Origin of the sequence: uncultured Hymenobacter sp. (genome assembly GCF_964242765.1) — a bacterium.
In the GTDB taxonomy this organism is placed as follows: domain Bacteria; phylum Bacteroidota; class Bacteroidia; order Cytophagales; family Hymenobacteraceae; genus Hymenobacter.
Genome location: NZ_CAXTBM010000023.1, coordinates 63,201 through 85,007, shown reverse-complemented (window position 1 = coordinate 85,007; position 21,807 = coordinate 63,201). Strand labels below are relative to the sequence as shown.

At 55.5% G+C, this 21,807-nt stretch carries 16 protein-coding genes; 9 read left to right on the top strand and 7 right to left on the bottom strand.

Annotated elements, in window-relative coordinates; genetic code table 11:
• Window positions 1–23: 23 nt before the first annotated feature.
• The 5 genes from ACFE7X_RS12020 to ACFE7X_RS12000 form a co-directional block, all read right to left on the bottom strand.
• Window positions 24–530 carry a GNAT family N-acetyltransferase gene (locus ACFE7X_RS12020; protein ID WP_375435914.1) on the bottom strand — a complete coding sequence of 169 codons (507 nt, stop codon included), beginning with the start codon at window positions 528–530 and terminating at the stop codon, window positions 24–26.
• 101 nt (window positions 531–631) lie between these two features.
• Window positions 632–862 carry a hypothetical protein gene (locus tag ACFE7X_RS12015; RefSeq protein ID WP_375435913.1) on the bottom strand — a complete coding sequence of 77 codons (231 nt, stop codon included), beginning with the start codon at window positions 860–862 and terminating at the stop codon, window positions 632–634.
• A gap of 151 nt (window positions 863–1,013) precedes the next feature.
• On the bottom strand, window positions 1,014–3,191 hold the full coding sequence (locus ACFE7X_RS12010) for a prolyl oligopeptidase family protein (RefSeq protein ID WP_375435912.1): 2,178 nt from the start codon (window positions 3,189–3,191) through the stop codon (window positions 1,014–1,016).
• Window positions 3,192–3,405: 214 nt separating this feature from the next.
• Complete coding sequence (locus tag ACFE7X_RS12005) at window positions 3,406–4,884, bottom strand: hypothetical protein (protein ID WP_375435911.1); 1,479 nt, start codon at window positions 4,882–4,884, stop codon at window positions 3,406–3,408.
• A 146-nt stretch (window positions 4,885–5,030) separates the two neighbouring features.
• Entirely contained in the window at window positions 5,031–6,032 is a 1,002-nt protein-coding gene (locus ACFE7X_RS12000; protein WP_375435910.1) for a sugar phosphate nucleotidyltransferase, read from the bottom strand.
• 243 nt (window positions 6,033–6,275) lie between these two features.
• Here ACFE7X_RS12000 and ACFE7X_RS11995 point away from each other — a divergent pair, with 243 nt between their 5' ends.
• From ACFE7X_RS11995 to ACFE7X_RS11985, 3 genes are all read left to right on the top strand, one after another.
• Window positions 6,276–6,854, top strand: coding sequence for a LemA family protein (locus ACFE7X_RS11995; RefSeq protein WP_375435909.1), 579 nt, complete (start codon window positions 6,276–6,278; stop codon window positions 6,852–6,854).
• Window positions 6,855–7,092: 238 nt separating this feature from the next.
• Entirely contained in the window at window positions 7,093–7,554 is a 462-nt protein-coding gene (locus ACFE7X_RS11990) for a TPM domain-containing protein (RefSeq protein ID WP_375435908.1), read from the top strand.
• Entirely contained in the window at window positions 7,551–8,378 is an 828-nt protein-coding gene (locus ACFE7X_RS11985) for a TPM domain-containing protein (RefSeq protein WP_375435907.1), read from the top strand. The genes ACFE7X_RS11990 and ACFE7X_RS11985 overlap by 4 nt, the downstream gene beginning before the upstream one ends.
• Window positions 8,379–8,525: 147 nt before the next feature.
• Here ACFE7X_RS11985 and ACFE7X_RS11980 read toward each other — a convergent pair whose 3' ends face one another.
• Window positions 8,526–9,125: a hypothetical protein gene (locus ACFE7X_RS11980; RefSeq protein ID WP_375435906.1), complete on the bottom strand. Its 600-nt coding sequence runs from the start codon at window positions 9,123–9,125 to the stop codon at window positions 8,526–8,528.
• 523 nt (window positions 9,126–9,648) lie between these two features.
• On the opposite strand from ACFE7X_RS11980, the gene ACFE7X_RS11975 reads away from it, so the two are divergent.
• The 4 genes from ACFE7X_RS11975 to ACFE7X_RS11960 all read left to right on the top strand — a co-directional run bounded on the left by ACFE7X_RS11975 (window position 9,649) and on the right by ACFE7X_RS11960 (window position 16,990).
• Entirely contained in the window at window positions 9,649–12,843 is a 3,195-nt protein-coding gene (locus tag ACFE7X_RS11975; RefSeq protein ID WP_375435905.1) for a SusC/RagA family TonB-linked outer membrane protein, read from the top strand.
• A gap of 89 nt (window positions 12,844–12,932) precedes the next feature.
• Window positions 12,933–14,378 carry a SusD/RagB family nutrient-binding outer membrane lipoprotein gene (locus tag ACFE7X_RS11970; RefSeq protein ID WP_375435904.1) on the top strand — a complete coding sequence of 482 codons (1,446 nt, stop codon included), beginning with the start codon at window positions 12,933–12,935 and terminating at the stop codon, window positions 14,376–14,378.
• Between the two features lie 85 nt (window positions 14,379–14,463).
• Window positions 14,464–15,963 (top strand): calcineurin-like phosphoesterase C-terminal domain-containing protein, encoded by a 1,500-nt coding sequence (locus ACFE7X_RS11965; protein ID WP_375435903.1) that lies wholly within the window; start codon window positions 14,464–14,466, stop codon window positions 15,961–15,963.
• A 139-nt stretch (window positions 15,964–16,102) separates the two neighbouring features.
• Window positions 16,103–16,990: a glycerophosphodiester phosphodiesterase family protein gene (locus ACFE7X_RS11960; RefSeq protein WP_375435902.1), complete on the top strand. Its 888-nt coding sequence runs from the start codon at window positions 16,103–16,105 to the stop codon at window positions 16,988–16,990.
• Window positions 16,991–17,060: 70 nt separating this feature from the next.
• Here ACFE7X_RS11960 and ACFE7X_RS11955 read toward each other — a convergent pair whose 3' ends face one another.
• Complete coding sequence (locus ACFE7X_RS11955) at window positions 17,061–17,702, bottom strand: DUF1684 domain-containing protein (protein WP_375435901.1); 642 nt, start codon at window positions 17,700–17,702, stop codon at window positions 17,061–17,063.
• Between the two features lie 478 nt (window positions 17,703–18,180).
• Between ACFE7X_RS11955 and ACFE7X_RS11950 the strand changes: the two genes are divergently transcribed.
• Window positions 18,181–18,930 carry a hypothetical protein gene (locus ACFE7X_RS11950; RefSeq protein ID WP_375435900.1) on the top strand — a complete coding sequence of 250 codons (750 nt, stop codon included), beginning with the start codon at window positions 18,181–18,183 and terminating at the stop codon, window positions 18,928–18,930.
• Window positions 18,931–18,983: 53 nt separating this feature from the next.
• Window positions 18,984–21,761 carry a carboxypeptidase-like regulatory domain-containing protein gene (locus ACFE7X_RS11945; protein WP_375435899.1) on the top strand — a complete coding sequence of 926 codons (2,778 nt, stop codon included), beginning with the start codon at window positions 18,984–18,986 and terminating at the stop codon, window positions 21,759–21,761.
• Window positions 21,762–21,807: the final 46 nt, after the last annotated feature.

The following is a 21,807-nucleotide window of genomic DNA, read 5'->3' as shown; positions in this document are numbered from 1 at the left end:
CGCCAACCGTTGAGTGGTATTAACTACTGGTTGGAAGTCACGATGGCTTCTACGTCGGGGGCGCGGGTGTAGGCTTGCAACTGCTCGGCGGTTAGGTTGCCGTTCAGCCATTCGGGGTCGAGGTTGGCCCCAATTCGTTTGTAGAAACCGATAGCGGGCTCGTTCCATTCCAGCACTTGCCACTTCATCCGATTGGCTCCCGTGTGGCGTGCCTCGGCCACTACGGCATCGAAAAGCTGTCTGCCAATGCCCGTGCCGCGCATTTCTTCGGTCACTACCAAGTCTTCCAGAAACAGCATCCGGCCTTTCCAAGTGGAATACGCCGTGTAGTACAGCGAAATTCCCACGATTTTGCCGTCGGGCTGCTCGGCCACGAAAAACTTGAAAATTGCCTCCGGCCCGAACCCGTCGCGCTGCATGTTGGCCAGCGTGTTCGTGACTTCGTGCGGGGCTCGCTCATACACGGCTAGTTCCTCTATTAAGGCTAATACCTGGGGCAAATCGGCCTCGCGGCCACGACGAATGTTCATAAGCAAAGAGGAGTAGAAGTAAGAACCAAGCACTGAAAACGAGAATGAGCAACCGTCCTGTGCAGACCGTTGCTCATTCTTATATCTCGACTATTATCTCTTTACATCACCGGTTGCATCTTTTTGATAGTCTCGGTGGCATTGGGCGCAGTTAATTCGCGGACAGCCGGATTTTGTGCGGCTCTACCGCCAGTGGTGTCGGGAGCGGCCGGGATGGGGGGTAGCGGCTTGGTAGCCATTTCCTCACCTCTGGTGTAATCGGGGTTGCTGCACGACGTAGCGGACAGCATCAGCGAAGCGGCCAACAGACCGAGCAGAAACGTTTTTTTCATGTGAAAACTAAAAGGTGCAGGCTAGTTACGCGCAATGTGGCCGCGAAGATACAAACCAAGCCGTGAAAGCCCTCTACGAGTTTTACACTCTTCAGGCCATCATCTGGCGCTCCACCGCACCGACAAAAGAATGCGCCAGACGAGCTTGCTCCTACTTCTTATACGGAGTGAAGCCCATATTGAAGTACGCAAACGACCATATATCGGCCCATTCCTCGATTTGGAGCTTGGTACTTTTGCCAGCACCGTGGCCCGCATTCACGTCCACCCGAATAAGTTGGGGCCGCGGGCCGTTGTTGGCAACTTGCAGAGCAGCCGCGAATTTAAACGAGTGCGCGGGCACCACCCGGTCGTCGTGGTCGGCGGTGGTTATCATAGTGGCGGGGTAAGCCGCGCGCTTCAGATTGTGCAGCGGCGAGAACTTATACAAGTTTTGAAACTGCGCGTACGTATCGGAGGTACCGTATTCGGGGGCCCAGTTCCAGCCAATGGTAAACTTTTGATACCGTAGCATATCCATCACGCCCACCGCCGGGAAAGCCACGCCGCACAAATCGGGGCGCTGCGTCATGGTGGCGCCCACGAGCAGGCCGCCGTTTGAACCGCCGGCAATGGCCAGCCGGTTGGTGTTGGTGTAGCCTTGCACCTTCAGGTAGTCGGCGGCGGCAATGAAATCGTCGAACACGTTCTGCTTGTTGGGTGTCATGCCGGCCTTGTGCCACGCTTCGCCGTACTCGCCGCCGCCCCGCAAGTTGGGAATAGCCAGGATGCCACCGTTTTCCAGCCATAGCATCCGCGCCACCGAAAACGAGGGCGTGAGCGACACGTTGAAGCCGCCGTAGGCATACAAATAGGTTGGGTTCTGCCCGTTCAGCTTCACGCCCTTTTTGTGGGTGATGAACATCGGAATCTTGGTGCCGTCCTTGCTGGCGTAAAACACCTGCGAGGTTACGTAGTCCTGGGGCTTCACATCGACTTTGGGCGCCTGGAACACGGTGCTGGTGTTGCTGACCAAGTCGTACTTATAGATGGTGGTCGGGTACGTGAACGAGGTAAAGGCGTAGTACACCGACTTCGAATCGCGCTTGCCCCCGAACCCAGCGGCCGTGCCAATGGCGGGCAGGGCCACATCGTGCTTGAACTCGCCGGTTTCGGTGTAGACCTTGATGTTGCTGCTGGCGTCTTTCAGGTACGACGCCACCAAGTAGCCGCCCACCTGATCAACGCCTTCCAGCTTCTGCTCGGTCTGGGGCAGCACTTCTTTCCAGTTGGTTTCCTGCGGCTTTTTGGGGTCAATGAGCACCACCCGGAAGCGCGGCGCTTTGTAGTCGGTGAGCACCAGCAACTGGCCGCCAATATTGCCGACCACCGAGTTGTTGTGTTCGTAGCTGGTGACAAGCGGCGTGAACGTATCGGCTTGTTTGGGGTCGGTCAGGTCGCGGACGGAGAGACGGTTGCCATCGGCTTTGCCATCAGTCAGGTAGAGCACCAGGAACCGCTCGTCTTCGGTAGTGCCCACCATGCGGAAACCCAGCGGCAGTTGAGGGTCTTCGTACACGAGCGGATCTTTATCCTGAGGAGTACCGAGTTTGTGGTAGTACACCTTGTGAAACTCGTTTTTGCCGGCCAGCTTGTTTTGCCCGGACTTGGGTGCGTCGTAGCGGCTGTAAAAAAAACCGTCTTTAAACCATGCCGCGCCCGACACTTTCACCCAGTTCAGCTCATCGGAGAGTGGCTGGCGGCTTTTTAGATCTATCACCTTGTATTGCTGCCAATCGGAACCACCGCCACTGGTGGCGTAAGCCATATAGCGCTGGTCGTTAGAGAAATACGTGCCGGCTAGAGCCGTCGTACCGTCCGCAGAAAGCTTGTTGGGGTCGAGCAACACCTCGGCTTGGCCTTGCGGTCCGTCTGGCTGGGTGTAGAGCACCGCCTGATTTTGCAGGCCGTCATTTTTCGAGTAGTAAAGCTGCCCGCCTTCTTCTTGCGGCACGCCAAACCGCTCGTAGTTCCAGATGGTGGTGAGCCGCTCCCGGATTTTAGCGCGAAATGGAATCTGCTCTAAATAGCTGAACGAAACTTTGTTTTGGGTGGTCACCCAGGCTTTGGTTTCCGGCGAGTCGGGGTCTTCCAGCCAGCGGTACGGGTCGGATACGGGCGTACCAAAGTAGTCGTCGACTTGGTCGGATTTGCGGGTTTCGGGGTATAGCACGGGGATGCGGGAAGAAGCAGGAATAGAGGAAGGTTCGGTGCCCGGCGAAAAAGTTTGCGACGAGCGGCAACCCGCCAGCATCAGGAGAGCTAGCGCCGGGAATAACCGTATTTGCATGGATGGAATAACAAAAGAGGGCCCGAAGATAAATCACAGATTCTTCTGTATCTGCAATGGAGTGACGAGCCAGTATATGATGTGCACCAACATTAGCAGCGTTTACGGCCGCTCTTGGGTAATGCTATTGTTGCTTTGTCTATAACTGCACTTAGCAGTCGAGTACACTCCTGGCTCATACGAAAGGAAGTAAAGGCCGTCATTTCGCTACGGTTCATCCTTCAAATTGCACTACGGCCTTCTGTTCGACTTGCCAAACGCCCTCCACTTTGCGCAGAATACCTTCCTCCACCGTTATTATCTGCGTCACGGGTCCTGTCGGCTGCTCGTACTCGCAGGCGACAGCAAGCAAATCGGGCGGCGCATTTTGCAGCAAGTAGGTTTGGACGGCAGGCTCCGGGCTGACTTGGAACGACGCCAACTCCGGCCACTGTGGGTCCAGGAAAACTTCGTAAACGCTGTCGTCTTGCAGTTCCTCCGTGAAATCCTCGTCGCGGAACACCCCGTTCAAAGAAGCTTTACCATAGCGCACAACCGTTTCGGATGGGGTAGCGGCCGCCGAGTCGGGCAGGTGCACAGGGGGAACCACGCTTTCAAAATCTTCGCGCAGGGCCGTAGCCGGTGAACCCACTGGTATAACCGCGGGCGGGCCAGGCACTTCCGTCATCGGCACTGGAGTTTCCAGGGTAGTAGTTGAAGTCAGGGTAGGCGCGGCCACTTCGGGGGTGGGGGCCGGAAGAGTCGGCGCCGGAGCTACTACCGTAACGGGTAGCGCGACTACTCGCGGCGGCTCAGGTGCGGGCACTGAGGGCACGACGGGCGCAACGGGTTGTTCCCGCTTGGCCAGTTCCTCTGCCACGCGCTGCAACACCAGCTGTTCCACTTGGCGCTGGAGCTCGGGGCTCAGGTGCTGGGGTACGGCTGGGGAGGCCGCCACTGGCGTGCTGCGCGAAGCCATTATTTCATCTTGCCGCTGCGTCATGCGGCCAATTAGTTCTTGCTGAAACAAGGCCATGTTGCGGCGCATCAGCACGTACAGCACCAAGCTCAGCAGCGCCATAATGAGGGCCAGCGGGCCGAAGATCTTGTTTATCCAACTCTCCCCTGCTCCCCGCGCTGACTCCGTCGGGCGGGCAATACCCGCTTCGTCTAGTCCGGCATTACCGGTTTCGGCGGCAGCGGCTTCGTCGGTTTCGGCGGCAGTATCCAGGGTTTCGGCAGGTTCTTCTTCGGGCTGTTCCCCAATGGGGGTGCCGTTCTCCACGTAGTTGGTAAGCGCGGTTTCCAGCGCGGCCAGGCGCTGCATGCGGGCCGGACTAGCACGGCGAGCAGGCGAGGATTTTAGGCGGCTGATAATTTCCGTTTTCAGCTTTTGCAGGCGCGACGGGTTGGAACCGAGGCCCCGATAGATGGTGCCGCGCCCTTCCAGCGGCTGATACAGCGCACTAAACACCCGCTGACTATCGGCCTTAATGCTGTTTTCGAATTCTTTCAACGGCCCCCCGCAGCGCAGGGTGCTTTTTAGGTTGGGGCGACCGTTATCCTCGTATACGAACTTCGCCGTGGCGCACCACACTTGCACTTTTTGCTCGTCAAACGAAGGCTGACCAAGCGGCGTTTGGGCCTTACCAGCGGCGACAGCAAGCAGCAGCGCTGCAAAAAAAACCGTGGTCCGACGAAGAATACGCATCATATGCAAGCAAGTAGTTTTCAGAAGTAAGGTTGATACGCGAAAGACGAGGCTGCGATGTGCTAACGCTCTTGTCGAACAGTTTTAGGCTTGTAGCACCAACGGTAGCAGCGCACCCAAACAGACAATGCACCACAGCGTGCAAGCTGCTAGCTATAATCGATTTCAGTGTTGTCGCCGATGTTCAGGCTGTGGCGCATTCCTTTAAAGGAGGCATCGGAGCCCACGATACAGTCGTGCATGACGGCAGAGCGCAATTCGCTGTACGAGCCTATGATAGACTCACTCAAGATGGTATTTTTCACAATGGTCCGGTCGCCGATGGCCACGTTGGGCCCGATAATAGAGTTGCTGATTTCACAATCTTTCCCGATGCTGACGGGCGGAATGATGATAGTATCGGGGAACTCAAGGTAGTCGCGGCGGTCCAGGAACTCGGGGCGGTTGAGCAGGCGGGCGTTGGCTTCGAGCAAGGAATCTTTGCGGCCGCAGTCAAACCAGTTGTCCACCGAGGCGGTGGTCATTTCGGCTCCTTCCTGAATCATAAGCATGAGGGCATCGGTGAGTTGAAACTCGCCGTGCGTGCGCTGGTCTCGGTCGATGAGCTGCTCCAGGGCCTTAGCCAGCCAGTCGGGGCTAGCAATCTTGTAGAGGCCGACGAGGGCATAGTTGGACTTGGGGATGCGCGGCTTCTCCACCACTTTCGTGACGCGGCCGTTCATGGCAGTTTCCACGAGCCCAAACATCGAAGGCGTTTTCACTTCCTTCACGGCCAGCACGTTACCAGGCGTTTGCATCATCCCCGGCAGATCCACATCGACTATAGTATCGCCGAGCAGGATCAGGATGCCGTCGGCTTCGTGGCGGAACGTGTCGCGGGCCAGCCACAAGGCGTGGGCAATGCCTTCGCGGGGCTCCTGCACCACAAACGAGCTGCGGATCTGGGGGTAGCTGCGCCGTACGTAGCGCTCTATTTTCTCGCCCAAGTAGCCGATAATGAATACAAATTCTTGGACACCCGCCGCGCTAAGCCGGTCGATGATGTGCCCCAGGATGGTGTTGCCGGCCACTGGCACGAGAGATTTCGGCTGGGTATGCGTGTGCGGGCGCAGGCGCGACCCAATACCCGCGACGGGAATAATGGCTTTCATGAACAACAAGCGTGGCGTAAGTCCGCAAAATAGTGAATCGCGGCCGGAGCCGCTTCATACACAACCGCTGCGGCGTGAATTCGTACTTTGGCACAACAGAAAGGTGAAGTTGTGAAATTGCCAGATAGTGCTTTCCCTATTCAAGCGGTGCAACCTGGGCACGTTGCACCGCTAGAACTTTGAATTCACGCTCTGATCATTTCATTTCTTCACCACTTCACTAATTCACCAACTCTCTCCCTCATGAAACGTTTCCTTCTCTACTTCGCCGGTCTGGTGATTCTTCTTTCGCAGTCGTCGTGCGGCTACAATGGCATGGTAAGCCGCGACCAAGCCGTGAAAGGCCAATGGGCCAACGTGCAGAGTGCTTATCAGCGTCGCGCTGACCTGATTCCGAACTTGGTGAACACCGTGAAAGGCGCTGCTAATTTCGAGAAAGGCACCCTCGAAGCCGTCGTACAGGCCCGCGCCAATGCTACTGGCGTTAACATTTCGGCCGATCAGCTCACCCCCGAAAACCTGCAAAAGTTTCAGGCAGCGCAAAGCCAGCTTAGCAGTGGTTTGGGCCGGTTGCTGGCCGTATCAGAAAACTATCCGGAGTTGAAAGCCAATGCCAACTTCCAGGAGCTGCAAGCCCAGATTGAAGGCACCGAGAACCGCATCAACGTGGAGCGCAACAAGTTCAACACGGCCACCAACGACTACAATGGCTTCGTGAAGTCGTTTCCCAACAACTTGTTTGCCGGTATGTTCGGCTTTGCCGAGAAGCCTTACTTCGAGGCTGATCCTGCATCTCAGAAAGCCCCAACGGTCCAGTTTTAATTTGGTTGGTTAGGACTTGGGAAGGTGCACAGGCAGAAAATACGCCCTGCTTGATGTGGCGCCCGTAAGTATTTCTTCGGCTTGGTGGTAGTGGTAGCTGTTGTACTGAGCGGAGCCGGAGTACTCCTCCCGCTGCTTATGTGCGGCAGACAAGTTCACTGCCTCACCAAGATGCTTCGGCTCCAGCCAGTATGCCTTTTTTCCGCCCCACACCCCTAGCCCTAAACTCCCACCTAGTATGACCAACCCTCTCACTCCCGAGCAGGAAGCAGCACTCGTTGCTGCTATTCGGCAGGCTGAAATCACGACTTCCGGTGAAATCCGGGTGCACCTAGAAGACACCTGCCCTACGCCGGAACCCCTCGACCGGGCCGCGCAAGTATTTGCCGAGTTAAACATGCACCGTACTGCCCAACGCAATGGGGTGCTGTTTTACTTGGCCTGGAAAAGCCGCCAGTTCGCCGTTATCGGTGATGCTGGCATCAATTCCGCGGTACCCGACGATTTCTGGGAAACCACCAAAGAAACCGTGCTCAGCCAGTTTCGCAGCGAGAAATACGCGGCGGGCCTCGAACATGGCATTCGGATGGTAGGCGAGCAGTTGAAACGCTATTTCCCTTACAACTCCGTGACCGACAAAAACGAACTCGACGACTCCATCTCCTTTGGCGGAGGCACGCCGCAGCCCCCCCACGTATGATGCAACCCCTCCCTGTACTATATCGGACTTGGCTCCGGCCCTTGCTGTTAGCGCTTTTGCTGCTAGCCGTACAGCTAGGCGCTTTGGCCCAGGAGGTGCCGCCTCGCCCTTCGCCCCCGCGCCTCGTCAACGACTTGGCCGGCATGATGCGGCCCGACGAAGTGGCGGCGCTGGAACAGAAGCTCGTGAATTACAACGACTCCACTTCCTCGCAGATAGCCATCGTGACGGTGCCCACGCTCGGCGACTACGAAATCGCCGATTACGCTCAGAAACTTTATGAAACCTGGGGTATCGGACAAAAGGGGACCAGCAATGGGGTGCTTCTGCTCGTTGCCCGCAAGGAGCAGAAAGCGCGCATCCAAACCGGCTACGGGCTAGAAGGCGCCATTCCGGACGCGCTGGCCAAGCGGATCATATCCAATACCATCGTCCCGGCTTTCCGAGAAGAGCAATATTACCAGGGCCTCGACCGGGCTACCGACCAGCTTATTGCGCTAGCTAAGGGCGAATACAAAGCCGACCAAACCACCCGTACCCGCCAACGCAGCAACGACGACAGTGGCTCTGGCTGGACCTTTTGGCTGATAATCGGCGCGCTAATTCTGTTTATGCTGTTCCGCTCGCGAGGGGGCGGCGGCGGTCGTAACAACCGCGGTTTCGGGGGTGGCATGATGATACCCCCCATTATCTTCGGCGACTTTTCGGGCGGCCGCGGCGTATTTGGTGGCGGCGGGGGCGGCTTTGGCGGTGGTGGCGGCGGCGGTTTCGGCGGCTTCGGCGGCGGCAGCTCCGGGGGCGGCGGTGCCAGCGGCGACTGGTAAGTGGCGCTAAGCTTCACTCCTCTTCCCGCTTGACGGGCGCCTCGAATAGCTTCTAGCTTCCCAGAATTAGGCGAAACACCAAAGAACCCGCTGAATAATCAGCGGGTTCTTTGGTGTTTCACTGGCTTTCCCAAAGTCAAAAACGAGTTAGGAAGTAAGGTTCTTATAGAATGGCAGTTCATAGAACGGGCGTAGCAACTGTACTACATCCAAAGCATCAGCTAAGGCTTCGTGCGCTACGCTGGTGTCGGTGAAACCAGCCCGAGCTTTGCAGATGGTCATGGTGGGCAGGCGGGAATCTTTGCGCCAGTTCAGGTAGAAAACGGCGGGGTCTAGCATGGCGGGTTCGGCGCGTACTAAGGTGCCGTAGCCGGGCAGTTCGCGCAGGAAGCCAAGGTCGAAGGACGCAATGTTTTTGCCGGCCATCGTTACACTTATGCAGTCGTTTTTGTCGGTCTTGAAGTTGTGTTGCAGCAGAAAATCCCGCAGTTGCGGCAGTAGCTCATCGGGTGTGCAGAGTTCAGGGTTGGGCTCCTTTCCGGCTAGCTCTTGCAGCAAGCGGGCATTGAGGGCCAGCGCGCCGGCGGTGCCCACGTACTCGGGGTGGCGCACGATGCGCCGAAAAGCTGGCAGTTCTGGCAGCGGTAGTGGGTGCTTGGTGTCTTCTACCACGGCGGCCAGCTCCAGAATCTGATGGCGTTGGGGCCGCCCGCCGGAAGTTTCGAGGTCAAGAGAAATGTAGCGCATGAAGAAGCTGTACGGCCCCTGAACAGCGGCGTTGGAAGAGACGTGATTTGCTGCTGCTTGAGGAAGCTCTTCAATAGCCCATGCAATAGTACCGGCAAGCTGCCAAAAGCGGTTATCAGAATGGCTGCCTTCTTTTACTTACTACTTGATGCGCAGCAGTATGGCATTACGCCATCAACTAAGTTTAGATTAAGGCCTAGACACTGAATTGCTAAGAAGCTAGTCAGTTGACGGCAAAGTCGACAGGTTGATGTAGGGACGCCCACTTGCATCTCGTCGTTGAACGATTTGCGCATGGGAAACGCAAGTAGGCGTCTTTGCATCAGTCTACTGACTTTCAGCAACAAGCTAAATAGGCTCTAAATCTTTTATAAAACTGTAGTGGTTAGCCGATTATCGAGTTAGTTACATTCTGTTGATGTTGTATAATTTTATTTGAAAGCTTATAATTTCATATTCTTGGAGTAACATTCTGGTAACGAAGCACAAGTAGTTTTGCGGTTGGAAACAAACCTACAAAAGCATGCTTCACAGTTACTTAGCCCGAGCTGCCACGCTCTGTGCCACGGGTATTCCTATGCTTTTTTTAAGCCCTACTGCCTCTGCACAATCCCAAACTATTTCGGGCACCGTAACCGACGACCAGGGCCAGCCGCTTCCCGGCGCGACGGTGGTAGTGAAAGGCACTACAACGGGTACTTCCACTGATGCGCAGGGCGCGTACACGATTAGCGCCAGTCCTGATGCGGTACTGCTGGTCACCTTCATTGGCTACCTCACGCAGGAGGTAGCGGTGGAGAGCAAAACTCAACTGAACCTGCGGCTAACACCCGATGCCAAGCAGCTCAACGAAGTAATAGTGACGGCCCTCGGCATCGAGCGGGAGCGGAAGGCACTAGGCTACGCCACCCAAACCATCGACGGGGATGCACTACTCGAAGCGCGACCCAACAACTTCTCCCAAGCTTTGTCGGGCAAGGTGGCGGGGCTGAATCTGATTTCGCCGGGTTCAGGTCCGATCAACTCCACGCGCATCTCGCTCCGGGGCGACAACTCGCTGGACCCCAATAAAAACAACGCCCTCATTGTAGTTGATGGCGTGCCAATGAACAGTGGCTTAACCAGTTCCCTGCCTTCAGGAAGTGGTGCGTATGGAGCCGGCTCCGGCAACGACGTACCGGTGGATTTTGGCAACGGCATTGCCGACATCAATCCCGATGACATTGCCAGCATCACGGTGCTGAAAGGCGCCAGCGCCGCGGCACTTTACGGGGCTCGGGGCAACAACGGGGCCCTGATTATCACCACCAAAAGCGGGGCACGCAAAACCAAAGGTCTCGGCGTGACGGTGAACAGCAACTACAGCGTAAATACTGTACTGAAATGGCCTGACTTTCAGTATGAATATGGCCAAGGCACTGGCCGCTCGTTCAACGCAGACGGGGAGATGTACTACTCTTATGGCGCCTCTGCCGATGGCGCCAACACGGGCGGTACCAGCAGTGCTTTCGGACCAAAATTCAACGGGCAGCTTTATTACCAGTACGACCCCGTTACGCAAGCCCAATCAGCGGAGCGGCTGCCCTGGGTGCCTTACAAAGACAATATCAAAGGCTTTTTTCGGACTGGCTCCACACTTACCAACAGCGTAGCGCTGGAAGGCGGCAACGAAACCAGCTCAGCGCGGGCTTCCATTACGCATTCCAAAAACGAGTGGATCATGCCTAATACCGGCTTCGAGCGGCTAACGGCGGCCTTGAGCGTAAATCATACCATCGCTTCCAAGCTGAAGCTGGCGGGCAAAGTGAACTTCATCAATCGCACGAGCGACAACCTGCCCGCTACCGGCTACAACAACCAGTCGTTGTCGTACTTTATGATTTTCCAGAACCCCAACGTGCCGCTCGACGCGTACCGCACCATCTGGAAAAATGGCTTCGACCAGGTTGACCAAGTACACCCGTTCAGCTCTTTCATTGACAATCCCTACCTGATTGCCTATGAGATGACCAACTCTTCAACGACGCGCACTACCATAGGCAATATTTCGGGCACCTATAATTTCACGCCTGACCTAAGCCTAATGGTGCGCTCGGGCATTGCCATGACGCAGGAACGCCGCGAAATGCGTCGCCCGTACAGCACGGCCAACTTCCAGCGAGGCTACTACAAACAGCAGGATATCAACAACTACGAAGTAAACACCGACTTCCTGCTCACTTACCAAAAGCAGCTAGGCTCGCACTTCGATGTGCGGGCGTCGGTGGGTGGCAACGCTAGGCGTACCCGCAACCGCAGCACCGATGCCTCAGTACGAGACTTGGTAGTTCCGGGCGTGTATAAGCTGGCCAATGGGCTAAGCAGTCCGCTACTGGGGGTTTACAGTGGCGATAAGGATATCAACAGTTACTACGCCCTGGTTACGGGTTCCTACGACGACAAGATTTTCATCGACCTGACCCACCGCAACGACTTTTCAAGCACGCTGCCAACCGCAAACAACTCGTATTTCTATCCCTCCATTAGTTCCAGCTTTATTCTGAACGAGCTGCTGCCCATGCCGACGTCTGTTTCGCTGGCGAAGCTACGGTTATCGGTGTCGAAGGTCGGCAATGATGCCGATCCTTACAGGGTCACAAAGTATTATGACGGTAGCAGCTTTCCGGGCGCAGCACAATTATCCACCGCCTTGTATAACAAAAACTTCAAGCCCGAAGAAACTGTCAGTTACGAGGTTGGGCTGGAGTACCTGATGTTCCAGGGCCGCATTGGGGCCGATCTGACGGTGTACCAGAACACCACGAAAAACCAGATTCTGGATGTACCCATCGACCCGACTACCGGCTACACCCGCGCACTACTCAATGCGGGCGAGGTGCGCAACCGGGGAATAGAAGTGGTACTCAACAGCCGCCCCATTGATAACAGGGCCTTCAAGTGGGAAAATACCGTTACGTGGGCGCGCAACCGCAATAAAGTATTGAGTTTGGCCGAGGAACTTACTGACCAGCAGGTAATCAGCCAGGGCGGCACGGCCACGTTGCTGGCCACCGTGGGCGGTACTACCGGCGACATCTACGGCTACGGCTTCGACTACTCGCCCGACGGTAAGATCATCTACAACAAAGACGGCCTGCCGGTGCAGCCAGCTAATATCAAGTACATCGGGCGGGCCTTCGCCGACTGGAAGGGGGGCTTTTTAAACGAGTTCAGCTACAAGAGTTTTCGGTTGAGCGTGCTGTTTGATGGCCAATACGGAGGCCGCATCTACTCCCAGACCCACCACAAAATGATGGAGCAGGGCAAGCTTGAATCCACGTTGCCGGGCCGCGAAGAAGGCTTTATCATCGGTGACGGCGTGGTGGCGAATCCCGACGGCACCTACTCGCCAAATGAAACGAAGGTCATTCCGGCCGCTTTCTACGCCGAGTATTACCGTCGGGCCAACATCGAGAGCAACTCGTTTGATGCGTCCTTCCTGAAGCTGCGCGAAACCCGCCTCGACTTCACACTGCCCGCCGCGTTGCTAGCCCGCACCAAGGCCCTGACTGGCGCCACCATCGGCCTCTACGGCCGCGACCTGGCTATGTGGACCAAGTTTCCCATGTTCGATCCGGAAACGGCGGCCCTCAACGGCGGCACCATTATGCCGGGCGTGGAAGTCGGGCAACTCCCTTCCACCCGCACCATGGGCGTCAACCTCACGCTAAAATTCTAACGGCCGCTGCTGGGCTATCAGTCTGCCATGTTGGGCTGGTCGAAGCATGACGTTCTAGAAAATTTTCTGGCCCTTCCTTTCGATTTCCAATGAAAAAATACATAACGCTTTTGCTGCTGGCTCTGGGTGGCAGCATGGTTTCGTGCACCGATGGGTTCGAAGAACTGAACACCGACCCTAACCGCATCGAGACAATCAGTCCGGGTACGCTGCTCAACCCGATTGTGTACGAGCTGGCGGCTTTCAACACCAGCCGGGCCGACGCCTTCACTTTCGATATTATGCAGGTGGCGCTGCCGTTTCCGAGCGTATCGGGTGGGGTGCACCGCTACGTGGTGAGCGAAAGCGCGGGCAACTCCACCTGGACAACCTACTACCGCTGGCTAACTAACATTCGGGAAATGCGCGCCGCGGCCGTGGCCGCCCAAGACCCCAACTACGAAGCCGTAGCCTTGACTTTGAACGCCTGGGTGTACTCCAATCTTACGGATTGTTTCGGCGACGTGCCCATGACCGAAGCCAGCCGTGCCGAGGAAGGACTGCTGTACCCGAAGTTCGACACGCAGCAGCAGATTTACACCCAACTGCTCGACGACCTGGACGCCGCCAACAGCTTGTTCAGCACCACCCGGGCCATGACCTACGGCACCGACTTGCTCTACAACAACAGCGTACCTGGTTGGCAACGCTTTTGCAACTCGCTCCGGATGCGCCTGTTGCTGCGCGTTTCCAAGCGCCCCGAGATGAACGCTCCTACTCGGTTGGCGGCCATGATCAACGACCCCACCAAGTACCCGGTGTTCACGCAGAATAGCGAAGCCGCCATCTTTAAGTTCACGGGCGTGGCGCCCAACATATCGCCCTGGGGCCGGGCCATCGACTTCACTACGTTTCGGGCGGCGGCCTCGTTTTTCATCGACAACCTAAACACCTGGACTGATCCGCGCCTGGCCAGATTCAACACCCAGGCCCGAACCAAGGACGGCCGCAGCACCATCGGCTACAGAGGCATTCCGAGCGCCTACGGCGGCAGCGACGCGCAGTTTCAGTATCAACCCTCCAACTTCAATATTGCGTTGGTTACGGCAACGGTGGCAGCCCCCATGCCATCGGTGCTGATGAGCTATGCCGAAGTGGAGTTCATTAAGGCCGAAGCCGCGCAGAAAGGCTATACCACCGCCGACGCCCGCACCCACTACGAACGAGGCGTGCGCGCCGCCATCGAGCAGTGGGGCGCCGTGGTACCGGCCACCTACTTCCAGAATGCGGCGGCAGCTTACAACGGCACGCTGGAGCGCATCATGCTACAGAAGTATTACGCCTTGTTTTTCAACGACTACCAGCAGTGGTTCGAATATCGCCGCACCGGCTTGCCGGTACTGCCCCGCGGCCAGGACTTGCAGAACAACGGCACCATGCCAACGCGCTTCAAGTACCCGCTGGTAGTGCAAACCAACAACGGCGACAACTACCGCACCGTCGTGGAAACCATGGGCCCCGACGATGTGAACACCAAAGTATGGTGGGAAAAGTAGTTAGTGACTAGTCTACTAGAGTGATGATGCCTGATGAGACAGGTTTTACATTCAGCACGCTTACTCCCATTCAACACCGGCAATAATGTCTCAGCAACGAAGAACCTTCCTAAAATCAATTGGCTTGGCGGGTTTGGGTGTGACCCTGGACGCAAACCTTGGGTTGGCCCGGCCGAAAACAGCTAACCCCGATAAGGAGGTGGCAGTAGCCACGGTTAGCGGCAAAGTGCACGCCCAAGGCCAAGGCCTTGCGGGCGTGGCCGTTACTGATGGCATTACCGTGACGCTCACCGATGCCAAGGGCCAGTATACTCTGGAAAGCAGCGGCGCCACTGAGTTCGTGTATATTTCGGTACCGCGCGGCTACGAGTTTCCGCACGAGCAGGGCGTGGCCCGCTTCTACCGCAAAAAAGAACCCGTGCGCGGCCGTGTCAAGGCGGATTTCGAGCTGCGCAAGCTCACTCAGGACGATACACAGCACAACTTTATTGTGTGGGCCGACCCGCAGATGATATCCAAGGCCGATGCCGCCGAGTTCAAAGCCAACGCCGTACCCGACACGCAGAAGCTGATAGCCGGCTACGGCGCAAACACCTTGTTTCACGGCATCGGTTGCGGCGACTTGGTGTGGGACCATTTCGAGCTGTTCGACGATTATCAGCAGGGCGTGGCCAGCACCGGCATTCCGTTCTTTCAGGTTATCGGCAACCACGACCTGGACCTCACGGCCCGCACCGACGACCATTCCGCCGCTACCTTCAAGAAACTATTCGGCCCCACTTACTACTCGTTCAACCGAGGCGAGATTCACTATGTGGTGCTCGATGATGTGTTCTTCATCGGACCACCCAAAAAGTACATCGGCTACCTTACCGAGCGGCAACTGGCGTGGCTGGAACAGGACCTGGCCCACGTAAAGCCGGGTGCCACGGTGGTAGTAAGTTTGCATATTCCGCCTTACACCCGGCAGCATCTGCGCAACAAAGACAAAGAAGAGCCTATGGGCGGCGTGGTGTCCAACCGCAAGGAGCTGTACCGCTTGCTGAAGCCCTACAAAGCGCACATCATGTCGGGGCATACGCACTTCAACGAAGTGCTGCTAACCGAGGAAAACGTGGTGGAGCACGTGCACGGCACCGTGTGCGGCGCGTGGTGGACCGGCCCGATTTGCACCGACGGTACGCCCGGCGGCTACGGCGTGTACGAGGTGCGCGGCAGCGAAATAAAGTGGTACTACAAAGCCATTGGACAGGAGCGTAGCCACCAGTTTCGCATCTACCCGAAAGGCAGCCTGCCCGACCGCCCCGACGATTTGGTGGTGAACGTTTGGAACTGGGACCCGAGTTGGAAAGTAGCCTGGTTTGAAGACGGCACCCGCCGCGGCGAGATGCAGCAATACACCGGCCTCGACCCGCTCTCGGTGCGGCTCCATGGTGGTCCGAATTTGCCTGCCAAACACAAATTCGTAGATCCTACCCTCACCGACCACCTGTTTGTGGCCGGCGTGTCGGCGCAAGCCAAGGAAATCCGCGTGGAAGTTACCGACCGGTTCGGGCAAGTCTACACCGATACGCTGTCGGCATAAGGACTTTGATGGCGTGGAGCCGCGCCGCTGCCCGTCTCCTCGTTGTTACTATAACTAGTGGACTGCCTGGTTCATTTCAAGCAACACGGAGACGAGTAGTGGCGCGGCTCTACCGTTTCTATGCTACCTTTCTTTGGTTATGATAAAGCCCCTGCTTTCGTTTTTGGTGTTGCTGACTGCTCACTTCGCCACGGCCCAAACCACCACATTCGACCGGCAGGGCCACCGCGGCAGCCGCGGCCTCATGCCCGAAAACACGGTTCCGGCCATGCGCAAAGCGCAAGACTTGGGCGCAACCACCCTGGAAATGGATGTGCTGGTGAGCCAGGACAACCAGTTGCTCCTCTCCCACGACCCCTACATGAACGCCGACTTTGTGCTAGCCCCCAACGGGCAGCCCATCCAGAAAGCCGACGAGCAGAAACACCGCCTCTACGCCCTTCCCTACGCCGAAATCCGCCGCTACGATGTAGGAAGCCACGGCAACCCCAAGTTTCCGCGGCAGCAGAAGCTGCGCACCTACAAACCCCTGCTAGCCGAAGTTATCGACTCCGCGGAGGCGTATGCCCGCTTGAAAAAGCTGCCTGCTCCACGCTACAACATCGAAACCAAAACCTCCCCGGAAGGGGACGGCAAGCTGCATCCGGCGCCACCCGAGTTTGTAAAGTTGCTGCTGGCGGTGGTCCGGGCCAAGGGTATAGCAAGCCGCGCCACCATCCAGTCGTTCGATCCGCGCACGCTGGAGCTGGTGCATCAAGCCGAGCCAACGCTGCACACTGCGCTACTGGTGGAGAACCTGCAAGGCCTGAAAGCCAACCTAGCACGGCTCAGCTTCCAGCCCACCATCTACAGTCCCAACTACAAGCTCGTAACCGCCCCGCTGGTCGAGGCTTGCCACAAGGAAGGCATTCAAGTTGTTCCCTGGACCGTAAATGCCACCGCCGACATTGAGCGCCTCACGCAGTTGCAGGTAGATGGCATCATCACCGATTACCCTGACCTATTTGCCACGCTACCGAAGCCTTAACACTCATAATTGGCCGGGAGTTGCAAGTAGTTAGCTACATGCCAATTACTTACGACTTTCGGCCGGCTACTTAATGGTCGCTCTTTACGCCCGCTTCAATAGCCACCGTCAAGCGGTTTTCTGCGGGCGGCACCGGGCAGGAATAAGCTGAGCTGTAAGCACAAAATGGGTTGTAGGCGCGGTTGAAATCAAGTATCAGTTGGCCGTTTTTGATTTGGCTGGTACGCAGGTCTAGATAACGGCCGCCGCCGTAGCTGGTGTGCCCGTTGGTTTGGTCGGTGAAGGGTACGAAGAGGTAATCTTCATAACCCGTTGTGCGCTGCAAGCTCAAGCTTTGGTACACCGTAAGGTGCTGCGGGAGGCCGTTGAAGCTGAAGTGCAGCTCCCCGTATTTGCGGTACAAGGGCTTGCGGCCATTGCTGGTTTGCATCACAAACGGGGTCTGCGTGGAGTCGCGCACAAAACGGGCTTGCACGCAGGCCGCATAGTTGACGGGGAAGAAAGGCAGCCCGGCAAACTCGTTTCGCACTGCCACGGCCAATGGCGAGCGGCTGGCGTCTTTGTATTCGGCATTCAGCTCGGCCTGAAACTCCGCTACCATTTTACTATGCTCTTCTTTCGAGGGCAGCAAGGTAGCTGCTGTAGTTTGGGCTTGCGCCGCAGTTGAAAGCGCTAGTATGTATAGCAAAAACAACTGAATAAAAAGCCGCATGTGGTAAGACGTTAGTGCTGTCATGTAGGCCCTATCCACCTAGAGCAACGTCGTGCTTCAACAAGCTTAGCCTGCTGGTTTTAGGTGGATAGGCTCTTTAGTATTGATTGGTAAAGCTAAACTACCTCCAACAATGCGAGGCAGCCCGCCTATCGGCGCAGCCATTTCGTTGGTGGTTTGCTCTGGAAAGAAGGTGTATGCTCCTTCCTATCTTTTCAAGCTGCCCCTGCGGGCTAGCGGCTAAAAAAGTGCTCGGTGCATCAAGTTTGTCCGCTTCGATGCGGCCCATTTTACTAATTTCTCTATTCCATCATATTACTGATAGGTATGCTTATATTGAACGACCATCTTTAGAGCGGTGCTGGTTGCTTACACCCAGCTATCTAAATTTCCTGATGCTTGTTGTCTAACTCAGTTTGCACACTGCATATTCGCATTTAATTGTTCCGGCGGTAATGATGATTTTTTATTTTAGCTTATGAAATTAACTATTAATTTCTTTCTTCTATTTCTATTTGTGCTTTGTCAGCCAGTGCTTGCGCAATCCGCTTCTGAGGATACAACGCTCGTAACATCGGCCATAACGCAATTCGAAAAGCAGTACGGCGCCTATTATCCCGTTCATCCGCAATTATTCAACGGCCCCCAATATGTAGATTATTCGACGCGGTACCACAAAAAAACCGGGCACCAACTTTTTGCAGTTGCCGAAAAGCAAAATGGGAATCTCTATTACAACAACCAGTATTTCTCTGGCCTGCAATTCACCTACGATGTAGTGCTTCAGCAAATTGTACTGCAACATCCTACTACGCCACTCTACCTACGCCTTATCAACGAAAAAGTGAGCTATTTCACTCTTGGCGGGCACCGCTTCACACGAGTGGTAATAGACAGTTTGTCGGATCAAATTCTTCGCACTGGTTTCTATGAGGTTTTGGTTGATGGAAATGTGGAATTATTAGCAAACCGATCTAAACAAATGCAGGAGAAAATAGAAAACACCTACATAAACGTCGAATTTATTGTAACCGATAAATTATTTCTTAAAAAGAATGGCGCGTATCATACTGTCAATAAAAAAAGCTCCATCTTAAAAATACTGGCGGATCGAAGTGAAGAACTGAAAAAATACAGCAGCTCTAAAAAACTTAAATTCAAAAAATCGACTCGTGAATCTTCTATAGTGCAACTGGTTGAATACTACTGTAGTTTGGCCGCAAAATAATGCACTTAAATATACTAGTGCGTTATTTCCCTTCGAGTTATCTAGCGCTTTCTATGAAACACAGGTACCGCCTATTTCTTTTCCTTCTTACTCTAGCCAGTTTCACCGCCTACGGTCAGCAGCCAATTGAAAGAAAGGTCAGTGGTAATTTCACTCATCTGCCGTTCGAGCAGTTTGCTAGCCAAATAGAGCAGCAAACCACTGTTCATTTCTACTTCGACCCGGCTGCCGTCGACAGCCTCTATGTTACGCTGCAAACGCAGGAGCAACCCCTACGCAGCGTACTAGAGCAAGCGTTGCAGAATACGCCTTTCCACTTCGCTATCGATGATGAAAACCGGGTTTTTATTACCTCGGGCATACCTATTGATCCTACTTTATCGGAAGATTTCTTTCGGCCAGCACCACCGGAAGCCGGGGCGGCTACAGCGCAAACCAACGAAACAGTTGCCCGGCCTAGTGCAACAGTTCGGTCGCGCTACGTGCGTGAAGCTGAGTTTAAAGTGTACGAGCTAGGCGCTGGCGGCGCGGCGGGCAGCAAGGCGACGCTTGCTGGTCATATCCGGGATTTGAAGTCTGGGGAGCCTACCATTGGGGCCACCATCTACACCGATAACCCCGCCGTTGGCACGAGCACCGACCAATTCGGCTACTACTCCCTCACCCTTCCCGTAGGGCGCTACGACATTAAAATCAGGGGCATTGGCATCAAGAACACCAAGCGCCAAGTGATTTTGCGCGGCAATGCCAAGCTGGAAATTGAAGTGGAAGAAGATATCACGCCGCTGAAAGAAGTGGTGATTGAAGCCGAAAAAGACAAGAACGTTTCGGGGATGCAGATGGGCCTCGAAAAGCTCGACATCAAAACCATGCGCCAAGTGCCCACTGCCTTCGGCGAAACCGATATTCTGCGCGTAGTGCTCACGCTGCCCGGTGTGAAATCGGTGGGGGAAGGCAGTACGGGCCTAAACGTGCGCGGTGGAGCCACCGACCAGAACCTGATCCTCTTCAATGGCACTACCATCTACAACCCGTCGCACTTGTTCGGCTTTTTCTCGGCCTTCAACCCCGATATTCTGCAAACGGTAGAGCTGTACAAAAGCGCCATTCCGGCCAAGTACGGCGGGCGCTTATCCTCGGTGCTGGAAATCAAAACGCGGGAAGGCAACAAGAAGAAGTTTTCGGGCTCCGGCGGCATCGGTCCGCTTACCAGCCGCCTGACGCTGGAAGGCCCCCTCGTGAAAGACAAAAGCGCGTTTATTATTAGTGGCCGTACCAGCTACTCCGACTGGATTCTGCGCCGCTTGTCCAACAGCTCGTTCCGGCAGAGTTCTGCTTCCTTTTATGACCTCAGCGCCCATTTCAACTACCAGTTAGACGAGAAGAACTCGGTTTATGCTACCGGTTACCTCAGCGCCGATAAATTTCAACTGGCCAGCGATACTTCGTACCAATATGTGAATCAAAATGCCAGCCTGAAGTGGCAGCACAACTTCAACAACAAGCTTTACAGCGTGCTTACGGGCGCTTACAGCCACTACGCCTACGATATAACCAGCGTGGAAAACGCGGTTAATGCGTCGAGCCTAAAGTACGGCATCAACCAAACCAACGCACAGGTTGATTTCAGCTACTTTCCTAACGCCAAGCACACTATCGATTTTGGCGTTAGCTCGCTGTTCTACAATATCTCGCCGGGCAGCCTAACGCCTAACGGCGATAGTTCACTGATTCGCCCCGACATTCTGGCCCGCGAGAGGGCGGTGGAAAGTGCCTTCTACGCCTCCGACCGGATTGATATCAACCAGCGGCTTTCCTTCTCAATTGGCCTGCGCTACTCGCTCTTCAATGCTTTGGGGCCACGGGAGGTGTACCAATACGCTCCGGGCCTATCCAAAACCGAAAGCTCGATAACTGATACAGTTCAGTACCAGTCGGGAAAGGTGCTCGCCACTTACCACGGCCCGGAGTACCGCTTGTCGGCGCGTTATTCACTGTCCGATAATTCGTCGGTGAAGGTTAGCTACAACCGCACGCGCCAGTACATTCACCAGCTTTCCAATACGGCCTCCGTCTCGCCGGCTGATATCTGGAAGCTCAGCGACTCTAATATCCGCCCTCAAGTTGGCGACCAGGTATCGGTGGGGTACTACCGCAACTTCAAGTCCAACACCATTGAAACGTCCATAGAAACGTATTACAAGTCGCTACGGGACTTTGTGGATTACAAAAGCGGGGCTACCCTCATCTTGAACCACCACATCGAAACCGACATTGTGAATGCGCTAGGCAAGGCGTACGGCGTGGAATTGCTGGTAAAGAAGCTAACCGGCAAGGCCAATGGGTGGGTAAGCTACACGTATTCCCGCTCCCTAGTGCAGGTGAACTCGGGTACCACCTCCGACATGATCAATGGCGGCCGCTACTACCCCAGTAACTTCGACAAGCCGCACGATTTCACGATGATCGGCAACTATCGTTTCAGCCGGCGCTTTAGCAGCTCGCTGAACTTCACCTACAGCACCGGTCGCCCAATCACGCTACCTCTGGCAAAGTACTACGTGGCCAACTCCTTACGGGTGTATTACTCGGACCGGAATGCCTATCGGGTGCCCGACTACTACCGCGCCGATTTTGCTTTGAACATAGAAGGCAGCCACAAGGTGAAGAAACTAGCGCATAGCTCCTGGACGCTTGGCGTCTATAATCTCACGGGGCGCAAAAACCCGTATTCAATCTATTTCAAATCAGAAAACGGCCAAATCAAGGGGTACAAGCTTTCTATTTTCGGCCAGCCCATTCCAACTATCACCTACAATTTCAAATTCTAGATGCGGGCACTTTTCTCTCTTCGAGTGGCTCTGGCCTGGTGCGTAG

Bases quoted from the DNA above. Each gene is read 5' to 3' on its own strand.
- ACFE7X_RS11995 (WP_375435909.1), top strand. From the start codon at position 6,276: ATGAAACGTTTCCTTCTCTACTTCGCCGGTCTGGTGATTCTTCTTTCG.
- ACFE7X_RS12020 (WP_375435914.1), bottom strand. From the start codon at position 530: ATGAACATTCGTCGTGGCCGCGAGGCCGATTTGCCCCAGGTATTAGCC.
- ACFE7X_RS12005 (WP_375435911.1), bottom strand. From the start codon at position 4,884: ATGATGCGTATTCTTCGTCGGACCACGGTTTTTTTTGCAGCGCTGCTG.
- ACFE7X_RS11945 (WP_375435899.1), top strand. From the start codon at position 18,984: ATGAAACACAGGTACCGCCTATTTCTTTTCCTTCTTACTCTAGCCAGT.
- ACFE7X_RS11960 (WP_375435902.1), top strand. From the start codon at position 16,103: ATGATAAAGCCCCTGCTTTCGTTTTTGGTGTTGCTGACTGCTCACTTC.
- ACFE7X_RS11950 (WP_375435900.1), top strand. From the start codon at position 18,181: ATGAAATTAACTATTAATTTCTTTCTTCTATTTCTATTTGTGCTTTGT.
- ACFE7X_RS12015 (WP_375435913.1), bottom strand. From the start codon at position 862: ATGAAAAAAACGTTTCTGCTCGGTCTGTTGGCCGCTTCGCTGATGCTG.
- ACFE7X_RS11965 (WP_375435903.1), top strand. From the start codon at position 14,464: ATGTCTCAGCAACGAAGAACCTTCCTAAAATCAATTGGCTTGGCGGGT.
- ACFE7X_RS12010 (WP_375435912.1), bottom strand. From the start codon at position 3,191: ATGCAAATACGGTTATTCCCGGCGCTAGCTCTCCTGATGCTGGCGGGT.
- ACFE7X_RS11975 (WP_375435905.1), top strand. From the start codon at position 9,649: ATGCTTCACAGTTACTTAGCCCGAGCTGCCACGCTCTGTGCCACGGGT.
- ACFE7X_RS11985 (WP_375435907.1), top strand. From the start codon at position 7,551: ATGATGCAACCCCTCCCTGTACTATATCGGACTTGGCTCCGGCCCTTG.
- ACFE7X_RS12000 (WP_375435910.1), bottom strand. From the start codon at position 6,032: ATGAAAGCCATTATTCCCGTCGCGGGTATTGGGTCGCGCCTGCGCCCG.
- ACFE7X_RS11970 (WP_375435904.1), top strand. From the start codon at position 12,933: ATGAAAAAATACATAACGCTTTTGCTGCTGGCTCTGGGTGGCAGCATG.
- ACFE7X_RS11955 (WP_375435901.1), bottom strand. From the start codon at position 17,702: ATGCGGCTTTTTATTCAGTTGTTTTTGCTATACATACTAGCGCTTTCA.
- ACFE7X_RS11980 (WP_375435906.1), bottom strand. From the start codon at position 9,125: ATGCGCTACATTTCTCTTGACCTCGAAACTTCCGGCGGGCGGCCCCAA.
- ACFE7X_RS11990 (WP_375435908.1), top strand. From the start codon at position 7,093: ATGACCAACCCTCTCACTCCCGAGCAGGAAGCAGCACTCGTTGCTGCT.